This window comes from Streptomyces sp. NPDC053431 (genome assembly GCF_044544925.1).
Lineage (GTDB): Bacteria > Actinomycetota > Actinomycetes > Streptomycetales > Streptomycetaceae > Streptomyces.
Window position 1 is genome coordinate 53,395 of the sequence record NZ_JBITXX010000017.1, and the last position, 23,379, is coordinate 76,773.

The 23,379-nt window shown below is 72.1% G+C and carries 24 protein-coding genes; 8 read left to right on the forward strand and 16 right to left on the reverse strand.

Annotation, left to right across the window (positions count from 1 at the left end; translation table 11 throughout):
* Window positions 1-98 precede the first annotated feature (98 nt).
* From rlmB to ACIGXE_RS30480, 5 genes are all read right to left on the reverse strand, one after another.
* Window positions 99-1,055 carry a 23S rRNA (guanosine(2251)-2'-O)-methyltransferase RlmB gene (rlmB, locus tag ACIGXE_RS30460; RefSeq protein ID WP_265867366.1) on the reverse strand — a complete coding sequence of 319 codons (957 nt, stop codon included), beginning with the start codon at window positions 1,053-1,055 and terminating at the stop codon, window positions 99-101.
* A gap of 91 nt (window positions 1,056-1,146) precedes the next feature.
* Entirely contained in the window at window positions 1,147-2,544 is a 1,398-nt protein-coding gene (gene cysS, locus ACIGXE_RS30465) for a cysteine--tRNA ligase (RefSeq protein WP_399752304.1), read from the reverse strand.
* A gap of 80 nt (window positions 2,545-2,624) precedes the next feature.
* Complete coding sequence (ispF, locus tag ACIGXE_RS30470) at window positions 2,625-3,146, reverse strand: 2-C-methyl-D-erythritol 2,4-cyclodiphosphate synthase (RefSeq protein WP_399752306.1); 522 nt, start codon at window positions 3,144-3,146, stop codon at window positions 2,625-2,627.
* Window positions 3,136-3,885, reverse strand: a complete 750-nt coding sequence (gene ispD / locus ACIGXE_RS30475) for a 2-C-methyl-D-erythritol 4-phosphate cytidylyltransferase (RefSeq protein ID WP_399752307.1) — start codon at window positions 3,883-3,885, stop codon at window positions 3,136-3,138. The genes ispF and ispD overlap by 11 nt, the downstream gene beginning before the upstream one ends.
* Before the next feature lie 269 nt (window positions 3,886-4,154).
* Entirely contained in the window at window positions 4,155-4,637 is a 483-nt protein-coding gene (locus ACIGXE_RS30480; protein ID WP_003953493.1) for a CarD family transcriptional regulator, read from the reverse strand.
* Between the two features lie 576 nt (window positions 4,638-5,213).
* Between ACIGXE_RS30480 and ACIGXE_RS30485 the strand changes: the two genes are divergently transcribed.
* The gene (locus tag ACIGXE_RS30485; protein ID WP_399752309.1) at window positions 5,214-5,864 is read left to right on the forward strand and encodes a DUF461 domain-containing protein; all 651 of its coding nucleotides are present in this window, start codon (window positions 5,214-5,216) and stop codon (window positions 5,862-5,864) included.
* Between the two features lie 193 nt (window positions 5,865-6,057).
* Here ACIGXE_RS30485 and ACIGXE_RS30490 read toward each other — a convergent pair whose 3' ends face one another.
* Window positions 6,058-6,738, reverse strand: a complete 681-nt coding sequence (locus ACIGXE_RS30490) for a response regulator transcription factor (protein WP_015035162.1) — start codon at window positions 6,736-6,738, stop codon at window positions 6,058-6,060.
* Entirely contained in the window at window positions 6,735-7,970 is a 1,236-nt protein-coding gene (locus ACIGXE_RS30495; protein ID WP_399752313.1) for a sensor histidine kinase, read from the reverse strand. Before ACIGXE_RS30495 ends, ACIGXE_RS30490 begins: the two co-directional genes overlap by 4 nt.
* Before the next feature lie 309 nt (window positions 7,971-8,279).
* Between ACIGXE_RS30495 and phoU the strand changes: the two genes are divergently transcribed.
* Together phoU and ACIGXE_RS30505 are read left to right on the forward strand one after the other, a co-directional pair.
* A complete protein-coding gene (phoU, locus tag ACIGXE_RS30500) occupies window positions 8,280-8,960 on the forward strand; it encodes a phosphate signaling complex protein PhoU (protein WP_399752314.1) in 681 nt (226 codons plus the stop codon).
* Window positions 8,961-9,064: 104 nt separating this feature from the next.
* A complete protein-coding gene (locus ACIGXE_RS30505; protein ID WP_399752316.1) occupies window positions 9,065-9,223 on the forward strand; it encodes a hypothetical protein in 159 nt (52 codons plus the stop codon).
* 62 nt (window positions 9,224-9,285) lie between these two features.
* On the opposite strand, the gene ACIGXE_RS30510 is transcribed toward ACIGXE_RS30505, so the two are convergent.
* The 3 genes from ACIGXE_RS30510 to ACIGXE_RS30520 form a co-directional block, all read right to left on the reverse strand.
* Entirely contained in the window at window positions 9,286-9,759 is a 474-nt protein-coding gene (locus tag ACIGXE_RS30510; RefSeq protein ID WP_399752318.1) for a GNAT family N-acetyltransferase, read from the reverse strand.
* Between the two features lie 85 nt (window positions 9,760-9,844).
* Window positions 9,845-10,198, reverse strand: coding sequence for a hypothetical protein (locus ACIGXE_RS30515; RefSeq protein WP_399752319.1), 354 nt, complete (start codon window positions 10,196-10,198; stop codon window positions 9,845-9,847).
* Between the two features lie 116 nt (window positions 10,199-10,314).
* Window positions 10,315-10,989 (reverse strand): hypothetical protein, encoded by a 675-nt coding sequence (locus tag ACIGXE_RS30520; RefSeq protein ID WP_399752321.1) that lies wholly within the window; start codon window positions 10,987-10,989, stop codon window positions 10,315-10,317.
* Window positions 10,990-11,323: 334 nt separating this feature from the next.
* Here ACIGXE_RS30520 and ACIGXE_RS30525 point away from each other — a divergent pair, with 334 nt between their 5' ends.
* Window positions 11,324-12,145 (forward strand): hypothetical protein, encoded by an 822-nt coding sequence (locus tag ACIGXE_RS30525; protein ID WP_399752322.1) that lies wholly within the window; start codon window positions 11,324-11,326, stop codon window positions 12,143-12,145.
* Window positions 12,146-12,310: 165 nt separating this feature from the next.
* On the opposite strand, the gene ACIGXE_RS30530 is transcribed toward ACIGXE_RS30525, so the two are convergent.
* Window positions 12,311-13,069, reverse strand: coding sequence for a phosphoglyceromutase (locus tag ACIGXE_RS30530; RefSeq protein ID WP_399752324.1), 759 nt, complete (start codon window positions 13,067-13,069; stop codon window positions 12,311-12,313).
* Window positions 13,070-13,195: 126 nt separating this feature from the next.
* On the opposite strand from ACIGXE_RS30530, the gene ACIGXE_RS30535 reads away from it, so the two are divergent.
* On the forward strand, window positions 13,196-14,506 hold the full coding sequence (locus ACIGXE_RS30535; RefSeq protein ID WP_399752326.1) for an MDR family MFS transporter: 1,311 nt from the start codon (window positions 13,196-13,198) through the stop codon (window positions 14,504-14,506).
* Here the strand turns inward: ACIGXE_RS30535 and ACIGXE_RS30540 are convergent.
* The 3 genes from ACIGXE_RS30540 to mshA all read right to left on the reverse strand — a co-directional run bounded on the left by ACIGXE_RS30540 (window position 14,493) and on the right by mshA (window position 18,197).
* Window positions 14,493-16,238 (reverse strand): glycosyl hydrolase family 28-related protein, encoded by a 1,746-nt coding sequence (locus ACIGXE_RS30540; protein WP_399752328.1) that lies wholly within the window; start codon window positions 16,236-16,238, stop codon window positions 14,493-14,495. The two genes, ACIGXE_RS30535 and ACIGXE_RS30540, sit on opposite strands and share 14 nt — an antisense overlap.
* Window positions 16,239-16,333: 95 nt before the next feature.
* Window positions 16,334-16,846: a YbjN domain-containing protein gene (locus ACIGXE_RS30545; protein ID WP_399752330.1), complete on the reverse strand. Its 513-nt coding sequence runs from the start codon at window positions 16,844-16,846 to the stop codon at window positions 16,334-16,336.
* The gene (gene mshA, locus ACIGXE_RS30550; RefSeq protein WP_399752332.1) at window positions 16,839-18,197 is read right to left on the reverse strand and encodes a D-inositol-3-phosphate glycosyltransferase; all 1,359 of its coding nucleotides are present in this window, start codon (window positions 18,195-18,197) and stop codon (window positions 16,839-16,841) included. The genes ACIGXE_RS30545 and mshA overlap by 8 nt, the downstream gene beginning before the upstream one ends.
* A 190-nt stretch (window positions 18,198-18,387) precedes the next feature.
* On the opposite strand from mshA, the gene ACIGXE_RS30555 reads away from it, so the two are divergent.
* From ACIGXE_RS30555 to ACIGXE_RS30565, 3 genes are all read left to right on the forward strand, one after another.
* Window positions 18,388-19,236 (forward strand): class I SAM-dependent methyltransferase, encoded by an 849-nt coding sequence (locus ACIGXE_RS30555; protein WP_399752335.1) that lies wholly within the window; start codon window positions 18,388-18,390, stop codon window positions 19,234-19,236.
* A gap of 227 nt (window positions 19,237-19,463) precedes the next feature.
* Window positions 19,464-20,519, forward strand: coding sequence for an NlpC/P60 family protein (locus ACIGXE_RS30560; RefSeq protein ID WP_399752337.1), 1,056 nt, complete (start codon window positions 19,464-19,466; stop codon window positions 20,517-20,519).
* A gap of 287 nt (window positions 20,520-20,806) precedes the next feature.
* Window positions 20,807-22,051, forward strand: a complete 1,245-nt coding sequence (locus tag ACIGXE_RS30565) for a PP2C family protein-serine/threonine phosphatase (RefSeq protein ID WP_399752339.1) — start codon at window positions 20,807-20,809, stop codon at window positions 22,049-22,051.
* A gap of 28 nt (window positions 22,052-22,079) precedes the next feature.
* Here ACIGXE_RS30565 and ACIGXE_RS30570 read toward each other — a convergent pair whose 3' ends face one another.
* Together ACIGXE_RS30570 and ACIGXE_RS30575 are read right to left on the reverse strand one after the other, a co-directional pair.
* Window positions 22,080-22,421 (reverse strand): DUF2516 family protein, encoded by a 342-nt coding sequence (locus ACIGXE_RS30570; RefSeq protein WP_399752341.1) that lies wholly within the window; start codon window positions 22,419-22,421, stop codon window positions 22,080-22,082.
* Window positions 22,422-22,839: 418 nt separating this feature from the next.
* Window positions 22,840-23,364, reverse strand: a complete 525-nt coding sequence (locus ACIGXE_RS30575; protein ID WP_399752343.1) for a hypothetical protein — start codon at window positions 23,362-23,364, stop codon at window positions 22,840-22,842.
* Window positions 23,365-23,379 lie beyond the last annotated feature (15 nt).

The following is a 23,379-nucleotide window of genomic DNA, read 5'->3' on the forward strand; positions in this document are numbered from 1 at the left end:
TCCAAATGTCCGAGGCCCGTCAAGATCACGGCCGGTACGCGTCCCCCGTACGGGTCAGCCCGTACGGGGGAGGCGGGTCAGGCCGTCCGGCGGTGGGGTCAGCCCATCCGGCGGCGGGCCGCCTCGTAGAGCACCACACCGGCCGCGACACCGGCGTTCAGCGACTCGGCGCCGCCCGGCATCGGGATGCGGACCAGGAAGTCGCAGGTCTCGCCGACCAGGCGGGACAGACCCTTGCCCTCGGAGCCGACGACGATGACGACCGGGCCGGAGAGCGCCTCCAGCTCGTGCACCTCGGTGTCGCCGTCCGCCGACAGCCCGACGACGGTGAGGCCGGCCTTCTGGTACTGCTCCAGGCAGCGGGTGAGGTTGGTGGCGCGGGCCACCGGGGTGCGGGCGGCGGTGCCGGCCGAGGTCTTCCAGGCGCCCGCGGTCATGCCGGCGGCACGGCGCTCGGGCACGACCACGCCGTGACCGCCGAAGGCGGAGACGGAGCGGACGACGGCGCCGAGGTTGCGCGGGTCGGTGACGCCGTCGAGGGCGACGATCAGCGGGTCCTCGTGGTCGTCGTAGGCCGCCTCGGCGAGGTCCTCGGGGTGCGCGTACTCGTACGGCGGGACCTGGAGGACGAGGCCCTGGTGGTTGAGCCCGTTGGTCATCCGGTCCAGCTCGGGGCGCGGCGCCTCCATGATGTTGATGTTGCCGCGGCCGGTGGCGAGGTTCAGGGCCTCGCGCACGCGCTCGTCGTTGTCGATGAACTGCTGGACGTAGAGCGTGGTGGCGGGCACGCCGTCGCGCAGCGCCTCGAAGACCGGGTTGCGGCCGACGACCATCTCCGACTGGCCCTTGCCGCCGCGGCGGGCGACGGGCTTGCGCTTGGCCGCGTTCCGGGCCATCGCGTTGGAGACGCGGTACGCCTTGTGGCCCTTGCGGTTCTCGGCCTTGGGCGTGGGGCCCTTGCCTTCGAGGCCCTTGCGTCGCTGGCCACCGCTGCCGACCGTCGCGCCCTTCTTGTTGGACGTGCGACGTCCCCTGCGCTGGCTGTTCCCGGCCATGACTGCTACCTGTTTCCTCTACCTGCGTGCGTATGAAGTCTGTAAGTGAAGTGTGCCGCCCGGAGGCCCGGACGGCACACTCATCAGTTCTCTAGCGGTTGCCCAGCGTCCAGCGGGGGCCGTCGGGGCTGTCCTCGATGGCGAGGCCCGACTGGTTCAGCTGGTCGCGGATGGCGTCCGCGGTCGCCCAGTCCTTGCGCTCGCGGGCGGACTCGCGCTGCTGGAGCACGAGCCGTACGAGGGTGTCGACGACGCCGTGGAGCTCCTCGCCCCGGTCGGTCTCCTCGGCCCAGTGGGGGTCGAGCGGGTCCAGACCGAGGACGCCGAGCATGGCGCGCACCTCGGCGAGGCGGGCGATCGCCTCGTCCTTGTCGTCGGCGGCCAGGGCGCTGTTGCCCTGGCGGACGGTGGTGTGGATGATCGCCAGCGCGTGCGGCACGCCCAGGTCGTCGTCCATGGCCTCCGCGAAGGCCGGCGGCACCTCGGCGGCGGGGGCGACGGGCGCCCCGGCCTTCTCGGTGGCGCGCTGCACGAAGCCCTCGATGCGGGCGAACGCCGCCTCGGCCTCGCGCAGGGACTCCTCGCTGTACTCGATCATCGAGCGGTAGTGCGGGGTGCCCAGGTAGTAACGCAGCACGATGGGGCGCCAGTTCTTCACCATCTCGGAGACGAGCACCGAGTTGCCGAGCGACTTCGACATCTTCTCGCCGCTCATGGTGACCCAGGCGTTGTGCACCCAGTAGTGGGCGAACTCGTCGCCGAAGGCCTTGGCCTGGGCGATCTCGTTCTCGTGGTGCGGGAAGATCAGGTCGAGGCCGCCGCCGTGGATGTCGAAGGCGGAGCCCAGGTACTTGTGGGCCATCGCCGAGCACTCCAGGTGCCAGCCCGGACGGCCGCGGCCCCAGGGGGTCTCCCAGTCGGGCTCGCCCGGCTTGGGCGCCTTCCACATGGCGAAGTCGCGCGGGTCCCGCTTGCCGGAGACGCCCTCGTCGGGCTGGCGCAGGTCGTCGATGTCCTGGTTGGACAGCTCCAGGTAGCCCGGGAAGGAGCGCACGTCGAAGTAGACGCTGCCGTCGGCCTCGTAGGCGTGACCGCGCTCGATGAGACCGCGCATCATCTCGACCATCTCGGTCACATGGCCGGTGGCGCGCGGCTCGTAGGTGGGCGGCAGGCAACCGAGGGCGTCGTAGCCGTCGTTGAAGGCGCGCTCGTTCTCGTAGCCGATGGACCACCAGGGGCGGCCCTGTTCGGCACCCTTCTTGATGATCTTGTCGTCGATGTCGGTGACGTTGCGGATGAACGTGACGTCGTAGCCGCGGTATTCGAACCAGCGGCGCATGATGTCGAAGTTCAGGCCCGATCGGATGTGCCCGATGTGCGGGGCGGCCTGCACGGTCGCGCCACACAGGTAGATCGAGACACAGCCCGGCTTGATCGGGGTGAAGTCACGGATCTGCCGGGCGCTGGTGTCGTACAGGCGAATGGTCACCACTCCAGGGTAGTGGTCGGGGGGCAGTGCCCCGCGACCTGTTCCCGGTCACGGGGCGACTTTTTCGGGGGGTTGTGCCCCTAAGGGGCCGTTACGGGATAGACGAGCGCGGTCGCGAGCGCGGCCAGGCCCTCGGCGCGGCCGGTCAGCCCGAGCCCGTCGGTGGTGGTGCCGGAGACGGAGACCGGAGCGCCGGCCGCCTCGCTGAGCGCCTTCTGGGCCTCGTCGCGGCGCTTGCCGACCTTGGGGCGCACGCCGACGACCTGGACGGCGATGTTGCCGATCTCGTAGCCCTCGGCGCGCACGATCCGGGCGGCCTCGGCGAGCAGGGTGACGCCGGAGGCGCCGGACCACTCGGGGCGCGAGGTGCCGAAGTGGGCGCCGAGGTCGCCGATGCCGGCGGCGGAGAAGAGCGCGTCACAGGCGGCGTGGGCGGCGACGTCGCCGTCGGAGTGCCCGGCGAGGCCGTAGCCGTCGCTCTCGGAGGCGTCCCAGAGGAGGCCGGCGCACCACAGCTCGCGGCCCTTCTCGAAGGCGTGGACGTCGGTGCCGATGCCGGTGCGGGGCAGTACGGGGGCCTGGGGGCGGCTGTCAGAAGCCATCGTTGGCCCTCCTGCGGGCGAGTACGGCCTCGGCGAGGACGAGGTCGAGGGGGCGGGTCACCTTGAAGGCCTCCTCGTGGCCGGGCACGACGACCACGGGCGCGCCGAGCTTCTCGACCATGCCGGCGTCGTCGGTGGCGCCCTCGCCGGTGAGGGCGACGGTCGCGTGGGCGTTGACCAGCGTGTCGCGGTCGAAGCCCTGGGGGGTCTGTACGGCGCGGAGGCGGGCGCGGACCGGGGTGGCGACGACCTGTTCGACGGCGCCCGGCCGCTCGGCCGGCTCGACCTCCTTGACGGTGTCGGCGACGGGCAGCGCGGGGACGACGGCGACGGCCCCGTCCCGTACGGCCTCGATGACGGCGTCGACGGTGTCGACGGGCACGAGGGGCCGGGCGGCGTCGTGCACGAGGACGGTGGTGACGCCCTCCGGTACGGCGTCCAGGCCGAGCCGCACGGACTCCTGGCGCGTGTCGCCGCCGGGGACGACGACGTAGTCGGTGCGCTCGGGCAGGGCGTGGGCGTCGAGGAGGTTCTTCACTTCGGCGGCCCCGTCGGGGGGTGCGACCACGACGACGAGGGAGACGGCGCGGGAGGCGGCCATCGCCCGGACGGCGTGGATGAGCATGGGGGTGCCGTTCAGCGCGCGCAGCGCCTTGGGGGCGCCCGGGCCGAGGCGGACGCCCCGGCCGGCCGCGGGGATCACCACGGCGGTTCGTGTGAGACGCGCTTCGTCTGTCATCGGTTGCACTCCGGCAGGTTTGTTTCCGCGGGCGACGTGGGTATGGCGTCAGCAAGCTGCTGGCGACGCCTCGACCGGACCCTTCCGTGACGACGGTCGGGGCGTCGCCGTGCCAGGAACGACAGGGGTCGAGGGGGGTCGGAAAAGAGAGACGAACATGCCGCAGTGCCCGGCGACGGCGCTGTGGAATCGGTGGGATTCACAGCATGTCAGCGGGCACCGCGGCATGTGCTGGGCATGGCGTGCGGCCAGTCGTCAGACGACCGGCGTCAGGACGCGAGCACCTCGTCGAGGAGGGCCTCGGCCTTGTCCTCGTTCGTGTTCTCCGCGAGGGCCAGCTCGCTCACCAGGATCTGGCGGGCCTTGGCGAGCATGCGCTTCTCACCGGCGGAGAGTCCGCGCTCGCGCTCGCGGCGCCACAGGTCGCGCACCACTTCGGCGACCTTGATGACGTCGCCCGAGGCGAGCTTTTCCAGATTTGCCTTGTAGCGACGGGACCAGTTCGTCGGCTCCTCGGCGTACGGCGCGCGCAGCACCTCGAAGACCCGGTCCAGCCCATCCTGACCGACCACGTCGCGAACACCGACGAACTCCGCATTGTCCGCCGGCACACGAACCGTCAGGTCGCCCTGCGCGACCTTGAGCACCAAGTAGGTCTTGTCCACGCCTTTGATCTGGCGAGTTTCGATGGCCTCGATCAGCGCGGCCCCGTGATGGGGATAGACCACGGTGTCGCCAACCTTGAACGTCATGTGACAGGTACCCCTTCCGTGGCTATCCAGAGTAACACGGATACGGCTTCTTCTGAATGGCGTTTTCGCAGGTCAGGGCATATCTCGGGGCTTGACAAGTGTGTCGCTCGCGTGCTGCGGAGGGCTTCCGGAAGGCGGTATTCGCAGGTGGGAGCGGCTGCGCGGACGCAGAGAAACACCCACGTTACAGCTGTCGCGAGGGGTGCGCGAGGGGTTCGATGTCCCGGTTTGACCGGTTCGGCGTGACCTGCTTCACGTACTCCGTTCGAGGATCGACCACCCGTCCGGGCGGATTCGGGAATTGATCACCGGAGATTCCCGAATGGCGCGGACGGCGGAATGCGCGGGCGGCAGCCGAATTGATCACGGCGCTTATGTGAACGGCGGGTCAATGGGACGTGATCCGGCCATGTCGGCGCGTTCTCGGCGCCGGACCGCGGAGCCGCCCGCGTGGCGGGCGGGCGCGGAGGGGCGGGTCGGGTGCGGGACGGAGAGTGCGGCTCGGTAACCTAAGCGCGCTGACACACCTTTAGCCGTTCCTTAGCCTGCCCGTACGTCCTAGGAGTTGCCGCCGCCGTGAGCCGCAGCCTTCGACGCGGCGCCCTCGCCGCCACCGCCGTCGTGATCTCGATCGCCGCCCTGTCCGCCTGTGGTGCGGGCAACGACGCGCAGACGCTCGAGATCCGTCCGGACAACGCCGCCGTCACCGTGGACGACGTCAAGATCCAGAACGCCCTCGTGATCACCCAGCCCGACCCGGGCGTGGTGGGCCCCGCCGTCGTCTCCGCCACCGTCTTCAACAACGGCCGGACGCGCCAGACCATCGACTCGATCACCCTGCCGGGCACCGTCGGCACCGTGAAGCTCAAGGCGGCCGAGGGCGACGGCCCGATCGTCGTCCCCGCCGGCGGCTCCGTCGTCATCGGCGGCCAGGGCAACGCGACCGCGACGATCGAGGGCGGCCTGCGCGAGGCCAGGAACGGCGACGCGCAGAAGGTCGTCTTCAAGCTGAGCAAGACCGGCGACGTGGCGCTGAGCGCGTTCGTCGTCCCGGCGAAGAGCTACTTCAAGGAGTACGGCCCCGCCGAGCTCCCGAAGCCCCCGGCCACCGCGCCGTCGGCCACCGCCACGACCACGCCGTCGGGCACCGCGACCCCCTCGGGCACGGCCACCCCGTCCGGCACGGCCACCCCGACGGGTGAGGCGAGCCACGCCGCCGGCCACTGAGCCCCGTGGACAGGTGAAGGGCGCCCCCTCCTCGGAGGGGGCGCCCTTCACGCATCCCGGGGCCCGGAGGCCCTGCCACGCCGCGCCGCACCACGCCGCGCCGCGCCGGACACCGTCCGGCGTCAGGGGCCGGGCGGGCGGTCCAGGCCGGGCGGCGGCACAGGCCGGGCGGTGGCACAGGCAGGGCGGCGGCCTACGGCTCGAACTTGTAGCCCAGGCCGCGCACGGTCACCAGATACCGCGGCGCGCCCGGGTCGGGCTCGATCTTGGCGCGGAGGCGCTTCACGTGGACGTCGAGGGTCTTCGTGTCGCCGACGTAGTCCGCGCCCCAGACCCGGTCGATGAGCTGCATGCGGGTGAGGACGCGGCCCGCGTTGCGCAGGAGCATCTCCAGGAGGTCGAACTCCTTGAGCGGCAGGTCGACCTTGCCGCCGGCGACGGTGACCACGTGGCGGTCGACGTCCATCCGGACCGGGCCGGCCTCCAGGGCGGCGGGCGTGACCTCCTCCGGCTCGCCGCGGCGGCGCAGCACCGCGCGGATGCGGGCGACCAGCTCCCGCGAGGAGAAGGGCTTCGTCACGTAGTCGTCGGCTCCTATCTCCAGGCCGACGACCTTGTCGATCTCACTGTCCTTGGCGGTCACCATGATCACCGGGACGTTGGAGCGGCCGCGCAGCTGCCGGCACACCTCCGTACCGGGCAGGCCCGGCAGCATGAGGTCGAGGAGGACGAGATCCGCTCCGTTGCGCTCGAACTCGTCGAGGCCGTCGGGCCCGGTCGCCGCGACGGCGACCTCGAAGCCCTCCTTGCGGAGCATGTACGACAGGGCGTCGCTGAAGGATTCCTCATCCTCGACGACAAGCACTCGGGTCACGGAAGGACCTCCGGGGCGGTGAGCGGTTCGGTCATGAGATCGGGGGTGTTCGAGGCGGGCTCGGAGGACCGGCGGTCCCGTACGGCGCCCGCCTCGGGCAGCCGCAGGGTGAAGGTGGACCCCTGGCCCTCGGTGCTCCACACCGTGACCTCCCCGCCGTGCGAGGCGGCCACGTGCTTCACGATGGCCAGGCCCAGACCCGTACCGCCGGTGGCACGGGAGCGGGCGGGGTCGACGCGGTAGAAGCGCTCGAAGATGCGCTCCTTGTCCTTGTCGGGGATGCCGATGCCCTGGTCGGTGACGGCTATCTCGATCAGGTCGCCGCCGGGGGCCGCGACGCGGCGGGCGGCGATGCCCACCCGCGTGTGGGCCGGCGAGTAGTTGACGGCGTTCTCGACGAGGTTGCCCAGGGCGGCGGCGAGCTGCCCGCGGCTGCCCCAGACGTAGAGGTCGGAGGCGCCTCCCGACGCCATGGTGATCTGCTTCGTGGACGCGGTGTGCCGGGAGCGGTCGATCGCCTCGGCGACCAGCTCCTCCACGCGGACCGGCTCCGAGTCCTCCAGCGGGTCGTCGTTCTGCACCCGGGAGAGGTCGATGAGCTCCTGCACGAGGTTGGTGAGGCGGGTGGCCTCGATCTGCATCCGGCCCGCGAAGCGGGTGACCGCCTCGGGGTCGTCCGAGGCGTCCATCACGGCCTCGGAGAGCAGCGACAGCGCGCCGACGGGAGTCTTGAGCTCGTGACTCACGTTGGCGACGAAGTCGCGCCGTACCGCTTCGATACGGCGTGCCTCGGTCAGGTCCTCCACCAGCAGCAGCACCAGCCGCGAGCCCAGCGGGGCGACCCGGGCGGAGACGGCGAGCGCCTCGCCGCGTCCGGTGCCGCGCCGCGGCAGGTCGAGCTCGACCTGCCGTATCTCCCCGTCGCGGCGGGTGTCGCGGGCCATGTTGAGCATGGGCTCGACGGCCAGCTTCCCGCCCCGGACCAGGCCGAGGGCGTACGCCGCCGAGCTGGCCTTCACCACGGAGTCGCTCTCGTCGAGGACGACCGCGGAGGAGCGCAGCACGGAGAGCACGGTGTCGACACCGGGCGGGAGCACGGCGTCGGTGTGCAGGGAGGTACGAGTGGGTCGCGCGTGGTCGCGTTCGCTCCAGCGGAACGCCAGCATGGCGATCACGCCGGTGCACACGCCGGCGATAGCGGCCAATGCGGCGACCGCCGCGTTCACGTCCATGCCATCCAGGTTATGCGGGCCGACGGACACTCTCCCAGCCGTCCGAGTGGCTCCTCGAACACTCGTCGCTCAGAGTTCACCGAGGGGACGGTGCGGGTTCATTTGGCCTGGTCGACCCTGTGGCCCGCGTTGCCCAGAGTTCACCTGAGGTAAAGGGGTGGTTCACGCATGGGGGTGGAACCGGACGCGTACGGGGCCGAACGTGGGAGCGTGGGAGTCACCGGTCCCACGCCGGAAGCCGGACCCGGGGTCTTGTCCGGAGCGGTCTTGCCCAGAGCCGGAACGTAGAGAACGTAGAGAGGGACATCGATGCGGGACGCGTACCACGAGGAACTTGACTCGATCGGCGAGGGCCTGGTCGAGATGGCCCGCCTGGTCGGGTCGGCGATCGGACGCGCCACGACGGCCATGCTGGACGCCGACCTGAAGCTCGCGGAGAGCGTGATCGCCGCGGACCAGAAGGTCGACGATCTCCAGCACGACCTGGAGGCGCGGGCGATAGCGCTGCTCGCCCGCCAGCAGCCGGTGGCGACGGACCTGCGGATCGTGGTGACCTCGCTGCGGATGAGCGCCGACCTGGAGCGCTCCGGCGACCTGGCCCAGCACGTGGCCAAGCTGGCCCGGCTGCGCTTCCCGGACCGCGCGGTGCCGAACGACCTGCACGCGACGATCCTGCAGATGGGGCAGCTGGCGCAGCGCCTGATGGCGAAGGCGGCGGAGGTCATCATCACGAAGGACGTCGACCTGGCGCTCCAGCTGGAGCAGGACGACGACGAGATGGACCTGCTGCACCGGACGCTCTTCCAGCACCTGATGGACGACCGCTGGTCGCACGGCATCGAGACGGCCGTGGACGTGACGCTGCTCGGCCGCTACTACGAGCGCTTCGCCGACCACGCGGTGTCGGTGGCCAAGCGCGTGGTGTACCTCGTGACGGGCGAGCACGCCGACGACCTCCAGCAGGCGGACGCGCCGGTCGAGGGCGCGTAGGCCTTTCGGGCCGGGGGTTCGCACAACAGTGCGCCGTTGATGCGCCCTGGGGGCTGGGCATGCAATGGGGGGAGGCGAGGTACGCCTCTCAGGGAGGGACCCCCATGGCCGAATCCGCTCCGATCACCGACCCCCAGCAGGAGACTCCGCTCGCGCGCGACGCGGAGTTCCTGCCCGTCCTCGGCGCCTGCGGGTGCGGCTCGGGCTGCGGCTGCGGCTGCCAGTCCGGCGGGCCGTGCCAGTGCGGCGGCTGCTCCGGCTGACGCAGCGACGTGACGCGGCGAAGCGGGCCCCGCACCGGCGGGGCCCGCTCGTCCCGGCCGCGCTAGCCGCCGATCTGCAGCACGCCGACGACCTGCTCCCCGGCGGTCTCGCCGGTCTCCTCGAACCCGAGCCGCCGGTAGAAGTCGCCGGGCCCGTCCTCGCCGGGCTCCCAGCACACGTACATCTCGGTCGCCCCGCGCCGCACGAGCTCCTCCCGCACGGCGTCGACGGCGAACCGCCCGTACCCCTTGCCCTGCGATTCGGCGCCGATGTTCAGCCGCCACAGTCCGCTGCGCCGGTCGTCCGGGTCCTTCTCCGCGTCCCACTGGATGTCGACGAAGGCCATCAGGAACCCGACGAGCTCGTCCCCGTCGAACACCAGCCGCGGCCAGGCGGTCTCCCCGTACGCGTACGCCTCGGCGAGGGAGCGGACGACGGGGGCGACGTTCTTGGTCTGGTGCGGGTGAACGCGCAGGTCGAGGGCGGCGTCGACGTTGGCGGGGGTGATCGCCGCGAGGCGTGGTGACGGACTCATGGCGCGCACGTTAGACGAGCCGCCGCCGTGGCCGCGCACGAATAACGGCCGGCCACGGCCGGGCACCGCGCCGGGCTCGGGCCGGTTACGGCTGGAGGAAGACGACCGAGCGGAGCTTCAGGCGGTCGGAGGCGGGGCGGCCGTGGGGCCGGAGGGTCCAGGCGTCGCCGGTGCAGCCGGGCTCGGTGAAGACCCTCGCGTACGCGTCGGTGTCGTTGTGCGGGGCGAAGGCCGGTTCGGAGGCCGAGGGGTCCGCGACCTCGGGGAGGGTGACGCACTCGTCGCTGTCCGGGTCGTGCAGGGTGACGTGGAGGGGCTCGCCGTTCAGGCCGGCCACGCGGTAGGAGAAGTCGCCGGTGGCGGCGTGGGCCGGCGAGGCCAGGGCGGCGGTGAGGGCGAGGGCACCGCAGGCGGCGGCGAGGGTGTGCCGAAGGCGCACGAGGGGTCTCGTTTCGTGAGGAACGACCAAGGTCATCCGCACCTCTACCGCCCCTCGCGCACCCGCCGTGCGAGGTTCCGCGGCCGGAAGGTTTCTTTGTCACCCGTCCGGCGGAGTTACGGCACGAAGACCTGGTCCAGGCGGTGGATGGCGCCGTCGTCGCCGACCTGGTACTTGAAGACGAGGCCGGAGTCCGGGTTCGCGTTCACCCAGTCGATCAGCTCCTGCACGCCGATCCGCTGGTTCTCGGTGCTCGCGACGATCGGGTCCGTCGCCGTGACGTACGCGGCCTGGTCGAGCGCCCAGCGGGACTCCTCACCGCTGACCACGAACGGCGCGCCGTCCGTGTCGTGCTCGCCGCATCCCCAGGCGCCGTGCTGCAGCACGAGGTTGACCTTGCCGGTGGCGGCGGGGAGCTCCTCGATGCGGTAGAGCGCGAACTCGTCGGGGTCGTAGGCCTCGGGGGTGGGCGGCTCGGTGACGCAGCCCGTGGCCGTCGTGCCGGGGGCCGGCTTCTTCGTCGGCTTGGTGGTCCTGGTGCCCTTGGACACCGGCTTCGGCGTGGGCTTCACCACCGGCTGCGGGGTCTCGTCCTCGGTCGGCTCCCCGTCGTCGGCACCGTCGCCCGCGGGCTCCGCCGTGGCCGTGGCCACCGCACCCGGCTCGACGGCCCCGTCGGCCGCGGCGTCCGTGGAACCGCCCTTCTGACACCCGGTCACCATCACGGCCAGCACGACGGCCGCGGCCGCCACGACCACGGGTCTGCGCCGCTTGCCCCGCATGACGTCCATTCCGGGCCCCCCTCGTACACAACAGCCCACGACGGGCCGCATCCCGGTACGGAACGTAGCAACCCCCGGCGCAGCGGGCGATATCCAGCCACGACCTGTCGCCAACCCGCGACAATCCCGAGACGAAGAACCCCGAAGGCTCTGCTGGACGCCGGGGCCCGGGCGGAGACGCGGCCGGGGCCGTCCGCGTGTCACTGCTGACTTCGCGAGGGCGGTTCCTAGGCTGGCTTCTTCAGGCAGGGACGGCATCACGGAGGACAGGACGCCTGGGATCGACCGCCAACAGCTCGGCGGAAAACTGACGTTCTGGCTGCGTCCCAGCTTTGTGCTGCGCGTGATCAACCGATTCCAGAAGATCGTGGGCTTCGACCGCTCGATGGCGCTGGCGTCGAGCGCGCTGACCGCTCTGGTGCCGCTTGCCGTGCTGAGCGGTGCCGTTCTCGGCAGTGAGGCCGCCGACCGGGTCATCGATCGCTACGGCCTCACCGGGGAGGGGGCCGAGGCCGTCAGGGCGGTGTTCTCCGCCGGCGGCACGAGTACCAGCGCCGGTGTCTTCGGGATCGCGTTCCTGGCCCTTTCGGCGCTGAGCTTCGCCCGCGCCACGCAGCGCCTTTTCGAGCAGACCTGGGAGTTGAGGCCGCTCAGTGTGCGGAACACGCGCAACGGCCTCTGGTGGATCCTGGCCCTCAGTTGCTACACGGCGGTCATCGGGTGGCTCTACGTGGTCCTCGACGTGGGGCGGCTGGGGCTCCTGGCGGCCGTGTGCGAGGTGCCGGTGACGTCGGCGTTCCTCCTGTGGAGCGGCCGGCTCCTCTCGGCGAAGCGGCTGAGCCGGCCGGTCCTGCTTCCCTTCGCCGTCACCGCGGCCGTCCTCGCCGCGGCCTACTCGGTGTGCGCGACCGTCTACCTGCCGCGTCTGTTCAACTCCTACGTCTCCCGCTACGGCTCTGCCGGTGCGGTGCTCGGGGTGATCACGGCTCTCTTCGGCGCCATGCTCGTCATCGTCGTCTCCGCGGCGATCGGACGGGAGGTCCGGGACGAACTGATGCGGATCCGGGAAGGACGACGTCCTTCCGAGGACGAGGTCAGACGCCAGTGGGACAGCATCGTCGAGCAGACGCGGTCGCGCTGGCGCAGGGTACGGAAACAGTCCTGACGGCCCACGGACGGCCCCCGCCCACGGACAGCCCCGCACACAGACGACCCCGCCCGCGGACGACCCCGCCCACGGATGGCCCCACCCGCGGACGACCCCCGCCCACGAAAAAGGCCCCCTTCCGGCGAAGACGTCGCAGGTCGGAGGCCGTTTCGTGGCGGAAGGTTACTTCTTGCCCTGGTTCTTCACGGCCTCGATCGCCGCCGCCGCGGCCTCCGGGTCCAGGTACGTGCCGCCCGGGTTGAGCGGCTTGAAGTTCTCGTCGAGCTCGTAGGACAGCGGGATGCCCGTCGGGATGTTCAGGCCCGCGATGTCGGCGTCCGAGATGCCGTCGAGGTGCTTGACGAGGGCGCGCAGGCTGTTGCCGTGGGCGGCGATCAGGACCGTGCGGCCGGCCAGCAGGTCCGGGACGATCGCGTCGTACCAGTACGGGAGCATCCGCTGGACGACGTCCTTCAGGCACTCGGTCCGCGGGCGCAGCTCCGGCGGGATCGTCGCGTAGCGGGCGTCGTGGGCCTGCGAGAACTCGCTGTCGTCCGAGAGGGCCGGCGGCGGGGTGTCGTACGAGCGGCGCCACAGCATGAACTGCTCCTCGCCGAACTCGGCGAGCGTCTGCGCCTTGTCCTTGCCCTGCAGCGCGCCGTAGTGGCGCTCGTTCAGGCGCCAGGAGCGGTGCACCGGGATCCAGTGGCGGTCGGCGGCCTCCAGGGCCAGCTGCGCCGTGCGGATGGCGCGCTTCTGGAGGGAGGTGTGCAGCACGTCCGGGAGCAGGCCGGCGTCCTTCAGCAGCTCACCGCCGCGCGTCGCCTCCTTCTCGCCCTTCGGAGTGAGGTTGACGTCCACCCAGCCGGTGAACAGGTTCTTCTCGTTCCACTCGCTCTCGCCGTGGCGGAGGAGGATCAGCTTGTACGGTGCGTCGGCCATGTGTCCGAGCCTAGACGACGGCCGCCGATTGACGCGCACCGTCAATTCGCTGGCGTCCGGCGTATGAGATGCGTAAGTTACGAGAGCCGCATGAGGGACTTACACGCACCAGGGGGCCGGCCACACATGTCCATCGACTCGCTCAGACGATCTGCGCGCGCCACGGTCTCGGGACTCCCGGGGGGCTTCTGGTGGCTGTGGCTGTCCACCCTCGTCAACCGGACGGGCGCCTTCGTCCTCACCTTCCTGTCCCTCTACCTCACCCAGGAGCTCGGGCACTCCGCCTGGTTCGCCGGACTCGTCGTCGCCCTCCACGGGCTCGGCGGTGTGGCGGGGTCGCCGCTCGGCGGCATGCTCACCGACCGGTGGGGCCGCCGTCCCACCATGGTCAGCATGCACCTGGCGGCCGCCGCCTGCTCCGTCCTGCTCGCGGTCGTCACCAGCGCCTGGGGCGTCGCCCTCGTCGTGCTGCTCATGGGCGTCGCCATGCAGGGCGTCCGGCCCTCCATCAACGCGAGCATCGCCGACCTCGTCCCCGCGCACGACGTCCGCCGCGCCTACGCCCTCAACTACTGGGCACTCAACCTCGGCTTCGCCATCGCCGCCATCGGCGGCGGTGTCGCGATCGTCCTCGGCTACCGCACGCTCTTCCTCGTCGACGCCGCCGCCACCGTGCTCTGCGCGCTGATCGTCTTCCTCCGCCTGCCGGAGACCCGGCCGGAGGCGAAGACCGACACGGCGGGCCGGCCCGTCGCCGAGGACAAGGTCAGCGTCCTCACCGTGCTGCGCGACGCGCCCTTCCGCACCCTGGTGACGCTCAACCTGCTCGTCTGCCTGGTCTTCACCGCGCCCTGGATCGGGCTGCCGCTCACCATGGCCGCCGAGGGCCTCGAACCCTCCGCGTACGGTGCCGTCATCGCCGTCAACGGCGTCGTCATCGTCGGCTTCCAGCTGCTCGTCAACAAGGTCACCGACAAGCGCTCGCCGGTGCACCTGCTGACCGTCTCCTCCCTCCTCTTCGCCCTCGGCACCGGCGCCACAGCCCTCGCCGGCAGCTCGCTCGCCTTCGGCGCGACCGTCGTGGTCTGGACGATCGGCGAGATGGTCCACGTGCCCACCAACGCCGCCGCCACCGCCCGGCTCGCGCCCGAGCACGCCCGCGGCCGCTACCAGGGCGTGATGGGCATGTCCTGGGCGGTCGCCGGTTTCGTCGCCCCGGTCCTGGCCGGCTGGGTCGTCGACGGGCCCGGACCCGACGTCCTGTGGATCGCCTGCGCCGTCATCGGGGCCCTCGCCGCCCTCGGCTACCAGACCCGGCTGCGCACCGCCCTCGCCGACGCCGAGGAGGACGTCCCGGTCGCCGACGCCGCGGGGGACGTCCCGGTCGTCGAGGAGTCCGGGGACAAGGGCCGGACGGAGGCCGTCAGCTCCTCCTGAAGGGCTTCTGCGCCTCGTACAGATTCCGGGGGCGTACGGCGTCGGGCGCGCCGTACGCCTCCAGGCGCGTGTGGAGGTCGCCCGTGAAGTCCGGCACGTCGGTCTGGTCGAACTCCCGCACCTCGCTGATCCCCACGGTCGCGCTGTAGGGCGCGACGGAGTCGAGCCGCACCAGGCCCGCCCGGCCGTTGGTCACCGTCACGTTCCAGTGGGTGAAGCGGGCGCCGTAGAGCGGGCCCGCGGAGGCGTCGCCGCCGTGGCGGCCGTCGTTCCGGACGGTGATCTCGGTGCGGACGCAGGCGAACGGCATCCCCCGGTGGGTGTCGAAGGTGCCCGTCTCCATGACCCCGCGCGACCACACGTTGTGGCTGGACAGGCCCTCCACGTTGATGCCGTGCAGCTGGGTCCCGGCCGGGGCGGGGACGGTGCGGGCGCCGATGCGGAAGTCCTCGACGAGGTTGTCGTGCGATCCCTCCCGGCAGAAGTACGGATGGTGGGAGCCGCGCCCCTCGACGCGCGTGCGGCGCAGGGTGCAGGCGGAGGCGGCGACGAGCCCGAAGCCGTTGTCGACGTCGCGGACGACGACGTCCTCGGCCCAGCAGTCGTACGCGCACTGGAAGGTGACGCCGTTGTAGCCCTTGTCGAGCAGGTGCGGGGACTGTCCGACGAACGGCGCCTCCAGGGTCAGGCCGGTGACCCCCGAGCCGGTCAGGGCCTCGACCCCCGAGACGAGCCGGGGATCCCACTCGGGGCGCGCGTCCAGGGGCAGGGGGCGTTCGAGGTGGACGCGCGCGCCCTTGATCCGGGTGATCCGTACGGGCCACTCGTAGGGGACGTACGAGGTCAGTTTGGTCTTGTCGTCCCAGGAGTACGCCTCGGGGCCGGGGCCGCCGCCCGCCATGTGCTCCAGGAGGGTGTGGCCGGCGTCGTCGGCGAGCCGGAGCAGCACCAGCTGTCCGCGGCGCAGGCCGGACGGGTCGGCGACGGTGAGCGTGTGGTCGCCGCGCCGGGCCGGGCCGACGGCGGTCAGGGTGGCCCATTCGTCCCGCCGGTTGCCGGTCCAGCCCTCGAAGGGCCAGGCCCTCTCCCGTATCGCGGCGACGAGGGAGGCGTGCCGGGCGCGCGGGGAGAGCCAGATCAGGCCGCCCGCCCAGGACCAGGCCGACTTGTCGCCGCCATAGCGGGACCCGTAGGGGCCGATGAGCTCGGTCAGGCTGTGGGTGGCCCGCAGGGTCGTCCGGCCGGAGCCCGCGCCCCGCAGGACGACGCCGCTGTCGCCGATGTGCAGATAGCCGTCGATCCGGTACGTGCCGGGCGGGACGAGGACCGTGCCGCCGCCCCGGGCCCCGGCGGCCGCCAGGGCGCGGTTGATCGCGGGGGCGGAGTCGCCGGATCCGTCCGGGGTGGCGCCGTGGGCGAGGACGTTCTCGACGACGGGCGGGCGCGGGAGCCGGCCGGCTCCGGCGTGGGCGCCGGCGGAGCCCACGTAGGGGATCTGGGGGTGGGTGTAGGGGGCGGCCGCGTACTCCTCCCAGAGGGGGGTGCGGCCCGGGGTGCCGCCCGGAGTGCCGCCCGGGATCCGGTCCGGGATCCCGCCCCGGCTTCGGGCCGGGCTTCGGTCCGGGATCCCGTCCGGGCTTCGGTCCGGGGTGAATCCCGCGGTCGTGGCCGACGCCACGACCGCCGCCGCGCCGCCGACGAACCGCCTTCTGCTGAGCCTGCCGAGTGCCATGAACCTGAGCCCTTCACGTATATGAACGGTGTTCAGATTTGCGCCGGCGTGAGCATGGCACGACATCACCCGTGCAGGAAGGGGTCAAACAGGGTTCAGTTGGCGGGCTTCTGGGTCAGGTTCTTGAACGCGTCGAGGTTGCGCGTGGACTCGCCGCGCGACACCCGCCACGCGTACTCCCGCCGGATCGCCGTCGCGAAGCCCAGCTCCAGGAGCGTGTTGAAGTCGCCGTCCGCCGCCTCCAGGACGGAGCCGAGGAGCCGGTCCAGCTCGTCGGGGCTGACGGCGGCCAGCGGCAGCTTGCCGGCCAGGTAGATGTCGCCGAGCCCGTCGACGGCGTAACTCACGCCGTACAGCTTGAGGTTGCGCTCCAGGAGCCAGCGGTGGACGCCCGCCTCGTTCTCGTCCGGGTGGCGGATGACGAAGGCGTTGAGGGAGAGGGAGTGGCGGCCGACGCGCAGCGAGAGCGTGGTGAACAGCTTGCGCGTGCCGGGGAGTTTGACCACGTAGGAGCCCGGCTCCGGGGACTCCCACTCCAGTTCCGCGTCCTTGAACGTGTCCTCGACGATCCGCCGGACGTCCTGTGCCTGTGCCTCGCCCTCAGCCATGGTGCGAGCGTACGCGACGGCGGTTGTCGCGCAGCCGGTGGTCGTGCATGGCGGCCGTGTAGACGTCCGCGGTCCCCGACGCCGCCGTGTCCCAGCCGAAGGACGCGGCGTGGCGGGCCGCCGCGGCGCCCATCCGCGCGGACAGCTGCGGCTCCTCGAGGAAGCGGCCGAGCGCGCGGGCGTAGTCCACCGGGTCGTGGCCCTGCACCAGGAAGCCGGTGACGTCGTCCCGTACGGCCACCGGCAGGCCGCCCACCGCCGCCGCGACGACCGGGGTGCCGGCCGCCTGCGCCTCGATGGCGACGAGACCGAAGGACTCGCTGTACGAGGGCACGACGAGCACGCTGGCCGCCCGGAACCAGTCCGCGAGCTGGTCCTGCCCGACCGGCGGGTGGAAGCGGACGAGGTCGGAGATGCCCAGCTTGGCGGCGAGTTTCTGCAGCCCCTCCGGCTTGGCGAGGCCGCTGCCGCTCGGACCGCCGACCACCGGCACCACCATGCGCGAGCGCAGCGACGGGTCGCGCTCCAGGAGCACCGCCGCGGCCCGCAGCAGGATGTCGGGGGCCTTCAGCGGCTGGATGCGGCCGGCGAAGGCGGGGACGAAGGCGTCCTGCGGCAGCCCGAGCCGGGCCCGCGCGGCGGCGCGGCCGTCGGCGGGGCGGAAGTGGTCGAGGTTCACGCCGGGGTGGACGACGGCGATCTTGGCGGGGTCGGCCTCGTAGAAGCGGGCGAGCTCGTCGGCCTCCTCCGCGGTGTTGGCGATGAGCCGGTCGGCGGCCGCGACGACCTGGGTCTCGCCGATCACCCGGGCCGCGGGTTCGGGCGTGTCACCCTCCGCGAGCGCGGCGTTCTTGACCTTGGCCATGGTGTGCATGGTGTGGACGAGCGGGACGCCCCAGCGCTCGGCGGCGAGCCAGCCGACGTGGCCGGAGAGCCAGTAGTGGGAGTGCACCAAGTCGTAGTGCCCGTGCCGGTGGCCCGCCCAGGCCTGCATCACGCCGTGCGTGAAGGCGCACAGCTGGGCCGGCAGCTCCTCCTTCGCGAGCCCCTCGTACGGGCCCGCGTCCACGTGCCGTACGAGCACGCCGGGGGCGAGCTCGACGACCGGGGAGAGGCCTCCGGTGGTGGCCCGGGTGAAGATCTCGACCTCGACGTTGATCGCGGCGAGCCGCTTGGCCAGCTCCACGATGTAGACGTTCATGCCGCCGGCGTCACCGGTGCCGGGCTGGTGCAACGGGGAGGTGTGCACGCTGAGCATGGCCACGCGGCGCGGGCTGCGGTGCCGGCCGGGGAGCCGGAGCCGGGGCGGCGCCGCCAGAGTGCCGGCGAACCGGGACACGTACTGGCTCACGTCGACGGTCCTTCCGCTGTCGGGCATGGCAGACGAAGGGCGCGTCGCACCCTCCGGCGACCAGAACACCGGAATGCCCCCTTTCATTTCCTTCGGCAGGGTCGTTTTGCCAATTCATTACCGGCGGGGTGGCGTGTCGGGGCCCCCAGCGGCGCGCCGGTGCCGCTCCCGCACCCTTTACGCTCGTTCCATGGCCCCGCGCACCACCCTCCCCCAGAGCTCCGCCTGGGGGGACCCCCATCTCGCTCCGCTCGCCGTCACCCGCCCCGTCGGCACGGTCACCCGCGGGACCACCAACCCCAATCGCCTGCGCCGCATGGACCGCTGGACAGCGGCCGTGCACGGTCCGGCGCTGCGCCGCTCCGTCGCGCCGCCGGTCGCCGTCGACCTCGGCTACGGCGCCGCCCCCTGGACCGCGGTCGAGCTCCTGGAGCGACTGCGCACCGCCGATCCCCGCACCCTCGTCGTCGGCGTCGAGATCGAGCCCGCCCGGGTCGCCGCCGCCCAGCCGTACGAGCGCGAGGGGCTGACCTTCCGGCACGGCGGCTTCGAGGTGCCGGTGCCCGGCGAGGTCTCCCTCATCCGCGCGGCGAACGTGCTGCGCCAGTACGACGAGGAGCAGGTCGCCGCGGTCTGGCAGCGCCTGTGCGCGCGGCTCACCCCCGAGGGACTTCTGGTCGAGGGCACCTGCGACGAGATCGGCCGGCGGCACGTGTGGGTCGCGCTGGACCGGAGCGGGCCCCGGACGGTGACCTTCGCGACCCGGCTCGGCTCGCTCGACCGGCCCTCCGACCTCGCGGAGCGGCTGCCGAAGGCGCTGATCCACCGGAACGTGCCGGGCGAGCCGGTGCACGCCTTCCTGCGCGACTTCGACCGCGCGTGGGCGGCGGCCGCCCCCTTCGCCTCGCTGGGCGCGCGGCAGCGCTGGATCCGCGCCGTACGCGACCTGGCGGTGGACTGGCCGCTGACGGACGGTCCGCGGCGTTGGCGGCAGGGCGAGGTGACGGTGCGGTGGGAGGCGCTTGCGCCGCGGGGGTGAGCGACCGTCCGGGGCCGGTCGGCGGGTCGCCGTACGGCCGTTTGCCCAACTGTCCCTGAATTTCTGCCCACTCGGGAACGCAGCAGGAGCAACACTCGTCCCCCCTGGGGGGAAGTGACCCGACAGGCCCCGCTTTCCCCTGTCGTTTTCGTGTTTCGCATGGCACTATCGCCAGGTCACGACCAAGTTACTGACGGTAAATCAGATCGGTGTCCGAGGGGGAGCCAGTGAACCGACGCCGCCATGCCATCACCACGCTCACCGTGGTCTGCGCCCTGACGGTGCTTGCCTCACCCGCGCTCACCCTGCAGGCCTCCGCCGCGCCGCTCCCGCCGCCGCCGAAGCAGCCCAGGAAGACCCTCGAAGAGGTCCGCCAGGAGATCGACGGCCTGTACCGCCAGGCCGCGTCCGCCACCGACGCGTACAACCTCGCCGAGGAGAAGACCAAGGAGCAGTCCGAGGAGATCGTGAAGCTGGCCCGGATGATCGTGGCCGGCCGGGAGAAGATCGAGGACCTCAAGGCGCGCGCGGGCGCCGCGGCCCGCGCCCAGTACCGCAACGGCGGGCTGCCGGACGGCGCCCAGTTCGTCCTCACCGACGATCCCCAGCTCTTCCTCGACAACGCGGGGCGCCTCAAGGAGGGCCAGAAGGCCACCAGGGACCTGCTCGGCGAGATGACCCGTACGCAGGCCGAACTGACCACGTACGCCAAGGACGCCAGCATCAACTGGACCAAGCTGGAGGCCAACCGCGTCAAGCAGGCCAGGGCGAAGAAGGAGATCAACGACAAGATCGAGGCGGCGAAGAAGCTGGAGTCCGAGCTCGCCGCCGAGGAGCGCGCGCGGCTGCTGCGCCTGGAGGAGCAGGAGCAGTACCGGAACCAGACCGCCTGGATCGGCTCCGGCGTCCTCAATGGCCTGAGCGACCGGACGACCCCGGCGGGCAAGCGGGCGGTGGAGTTCGCGACGGCGCAGATCGGCAAGCCGTACGTGTGGGGGGCCGAGGGCCCCGCCTCGTACGACTGCTCGGGGCTGACCCAGACCGCCTGGTCCGCCGCCGGCCGCGACATCCCGCGCACCTCTCAGGAGCAGTGGCGGCTGCTGCCGCACGTCGACATCAAGGACATGCGCCCCGGCGACCTCATCGTCTACTACAAGGACGCCAGTCACATCGGGATGTACGTGGGCAACGGGGCCATCGTGCACGCACCCCGGCCCGGTCGGAACGTGACGATCGCGGGCGCGGGCTCGATGGAGATCCTCGGGGTCGTCCGCCCGGGGTGACGGCGGGGCGGCGGGCCCGAGGCTCGGGCGGACGCGAACCCCGGCCGGCCCTGAGCGCTTCCGCGCGCTCCGGAGTGACCTTTCTCATCGTCCCGAGGGCTCGCGAGAGCACGCCCTGAGCCCTCGAAGGGCTCCCCACGTGGCTTCCGGACGACGACTACCTCCCCATCCGTGGCATATGCCATACCGACGTGCCGGTTCACTGCGTGATCGCCATTCCGCTGCGGCGCGCGGTACCGCTATGGTCGGTCCCCGGCCCTCGGGGGGAGGGAAGGAAACCCAAACCGATGCCCGTACCCGTACCGCGTCAGAGAATCGATTCTCCCGCGGCACCCGGAACGCCCGGCACCGCCCACGACCTCACGCTCCTGGTCGTCGAGGACGACCCGGCCGGCGCCCTTGCCGTACCCGAGCTGCTCGACGCGGCCGGCACCCGGGTCCGTATCCGTACCGCCCGCAACCTCACCGAGGCCGAGCGGCTCCTCACCGACGACGTGCACTGCGTGCTCGTCGACCTCGCCCTGCCCACCCCCCGCAGGGCCGAGGACGACCCGCTCGCGCCGCTGCAGCACATCCTGCGGCTCGCCCCGCGGCACGCCGTCCTCGCGCTCGCCGCGTCCGCGGACGCCGACCTGGCCGCCGAGGCCGTACGGGTCGGGGCCCAGGACCACCTCTTCCGGGAGGAGCTCGACGGGCGGCTGCTCAGCCGCGCCATCCGGTACGCGGTCGAACGCAAGCGCAACGACGTCGTGAAGATCAAGCTGGCCGAGTCCCGGCTGCGCGCCCAGGAGAACGCCCGGCTGGAGCGCGGGCTGCTGCCCACGCCGCTCCTCGAGGGCTCCGACCTGCGGTTCGCCGCCCGCTACCGGCCCGGCCGGTCCCGTGCGCTGCTCGGCGGCGACTTCTACGACACCGTCCGCACGCCCGACGGCACCGTCCACGCCATGATCGGCGACGTCTGCGGCCACGGCCCCGACGAGGCCGCGCTGGGCGTGGAGCTGCGGATCGCCTGGCGGGCGCTGACCTTCGCGGGCCTGTGCGGGGACGAGCTGCTCTCCACCCTCCAGCAGGTCCTGGAGCACGAGCGGGAGAGCGACGAGATCTTCGCGACCCTCTGCACCGTCGACATCGCGCCCGACGGGCGCCGGGCCGGTCTCTGCCTGGCCGGGCACCCCTCGCCGCTGATCGCCCGGCACGGCCGTGCGGCGCAGCTCCTGCCGTACGAGGACAGCGGGCCGGCCCTCGGCGTGCTGCCGCGCGCCCGCTGGCCGCGCCGGCAGGTGGAACTGGGCCCGACCTGGAGCCTGCTGATGTACACCGACGGCCTGATCGAGGGCCGGTCGGCGGGCCCCGGCTCACCGCGGCTCGGCCAGGACGGGATGGTCGAGATGATCAACCGGCAGCTGACGGAGGGGCTGAGGGGCGAGGAGCTGCTCGACGCGGCCGTGACGGAGGTGCGCTCGCTGAACGGCGGGGAGCTGACGGACGACGTGGCCGTCCTGGCCCTGGAACGCGACAAGGCCCGGGGCTAGCCCCGGGCCCGCCGCTGTCGGACCGGCCCTACCGGCCGCCGTTGTACGGGCCGTACGGGCCGTCGCTGCTGGAGCCGCCGCCGCGCCGGCCGCCGCCGCCCGTGACCTGCCGGAGGGCGGGGCGCACGTCGACCATGAACACGATGGCGGCGATGAGCCCGGCGATCTGCAGGAACAGCATCGGCAGCAGCAGGTTCAGGATCAGGTTGACGCCGAGCAGGATCATCCAGAACTTCTTGGTCTGCTTGTCGGCCGCGCGATAGGCGTCCTCGCGCGCCGTGGCGGCGAAGGCGAACGCGGCGACGGCGAAGCCGGTGAAGACCAGGAACGTCACCAGGGAAAGGATCGAGTCGAAGCCGTTCGCCAACATGCTGAGCACCGCCTAGGTGAGTGGGTGGAGCGCCTCGCGGCCAAGGTACCCGGTACAACGCTCCGGACACCGGGATTGGTGCCCGGACCTGCCGCTCGGCCTCACCCGCGGCACTCCCGCTTCTCGCTCGTACGCCTGTCGCCGAGCCCGCGCCCGGCCTTTCGCGGAGCTCTCACTCAGCTTTGCCCGAGCTCTCGCTCAGCTTTGCCCGAGCTCTCGCTCAGCTTCGACCCGGCGCTCGCCCGGCTTCCGCCAAGCGCTCGCCCGGCTTCCGCCAAGCGCTCGCCCGGCTTCCGCCAAGCGCTCGCCCGGCTTCCGCCAAGCGCTCGTTCAGCTTCCGCCGAGCGCTCGCCCCAGCTTCCGCCCAGCTTTCGCCTGGCTTCCGCCTGGCTTCCGTCGGCGCTCGCCGAGTTCTCGCTCAGCTCTCGACGCTCTCGGCCGCGGGCTTCTTGGCCGGGGCCTTGCGCGTGGAGGTCTTGCGGGCCGGGGCCTTCTTGGCCTCGGGCTCCTCCGCCGGCTCCTCCGCGACCTTCGGCGCCGGCTCCGGCTCGACGACGACCGCGATCTCGGTGATCTCGTCGGCCACCTCGCCGCGCCACGCCCGCACGGCCTCCTCGCCGTGCGCGGCCAGCTCCTCGTACTTCTCGCGGGCCTTCACCGCGTACTCGGCCGCGACGCCGACCCCGCGCAGGGCCAGGTCCTGGGCCTGCTCGCCGAGCTTCTTCAGGTCGGTGTCGAGGCCGCCCACGAGCTCGGCGAACTTCGCCTGCGCCTTCTCCTGCACCGCCTTCGGGTCCGTCTTCTTCACGGCCTCGATGCGGCTCGGCGCCTCGGCGGCGATCTGCTCGATCAGGCCCGGGACCTTCTTGGCCTGCTGCACGGCGAGGTCGGCGGTGCCGGCGGCGAAGTAGAGAGGGGTACGCAGTTCGTCGATGATGGCCATGGTCGTGGTCCTCCC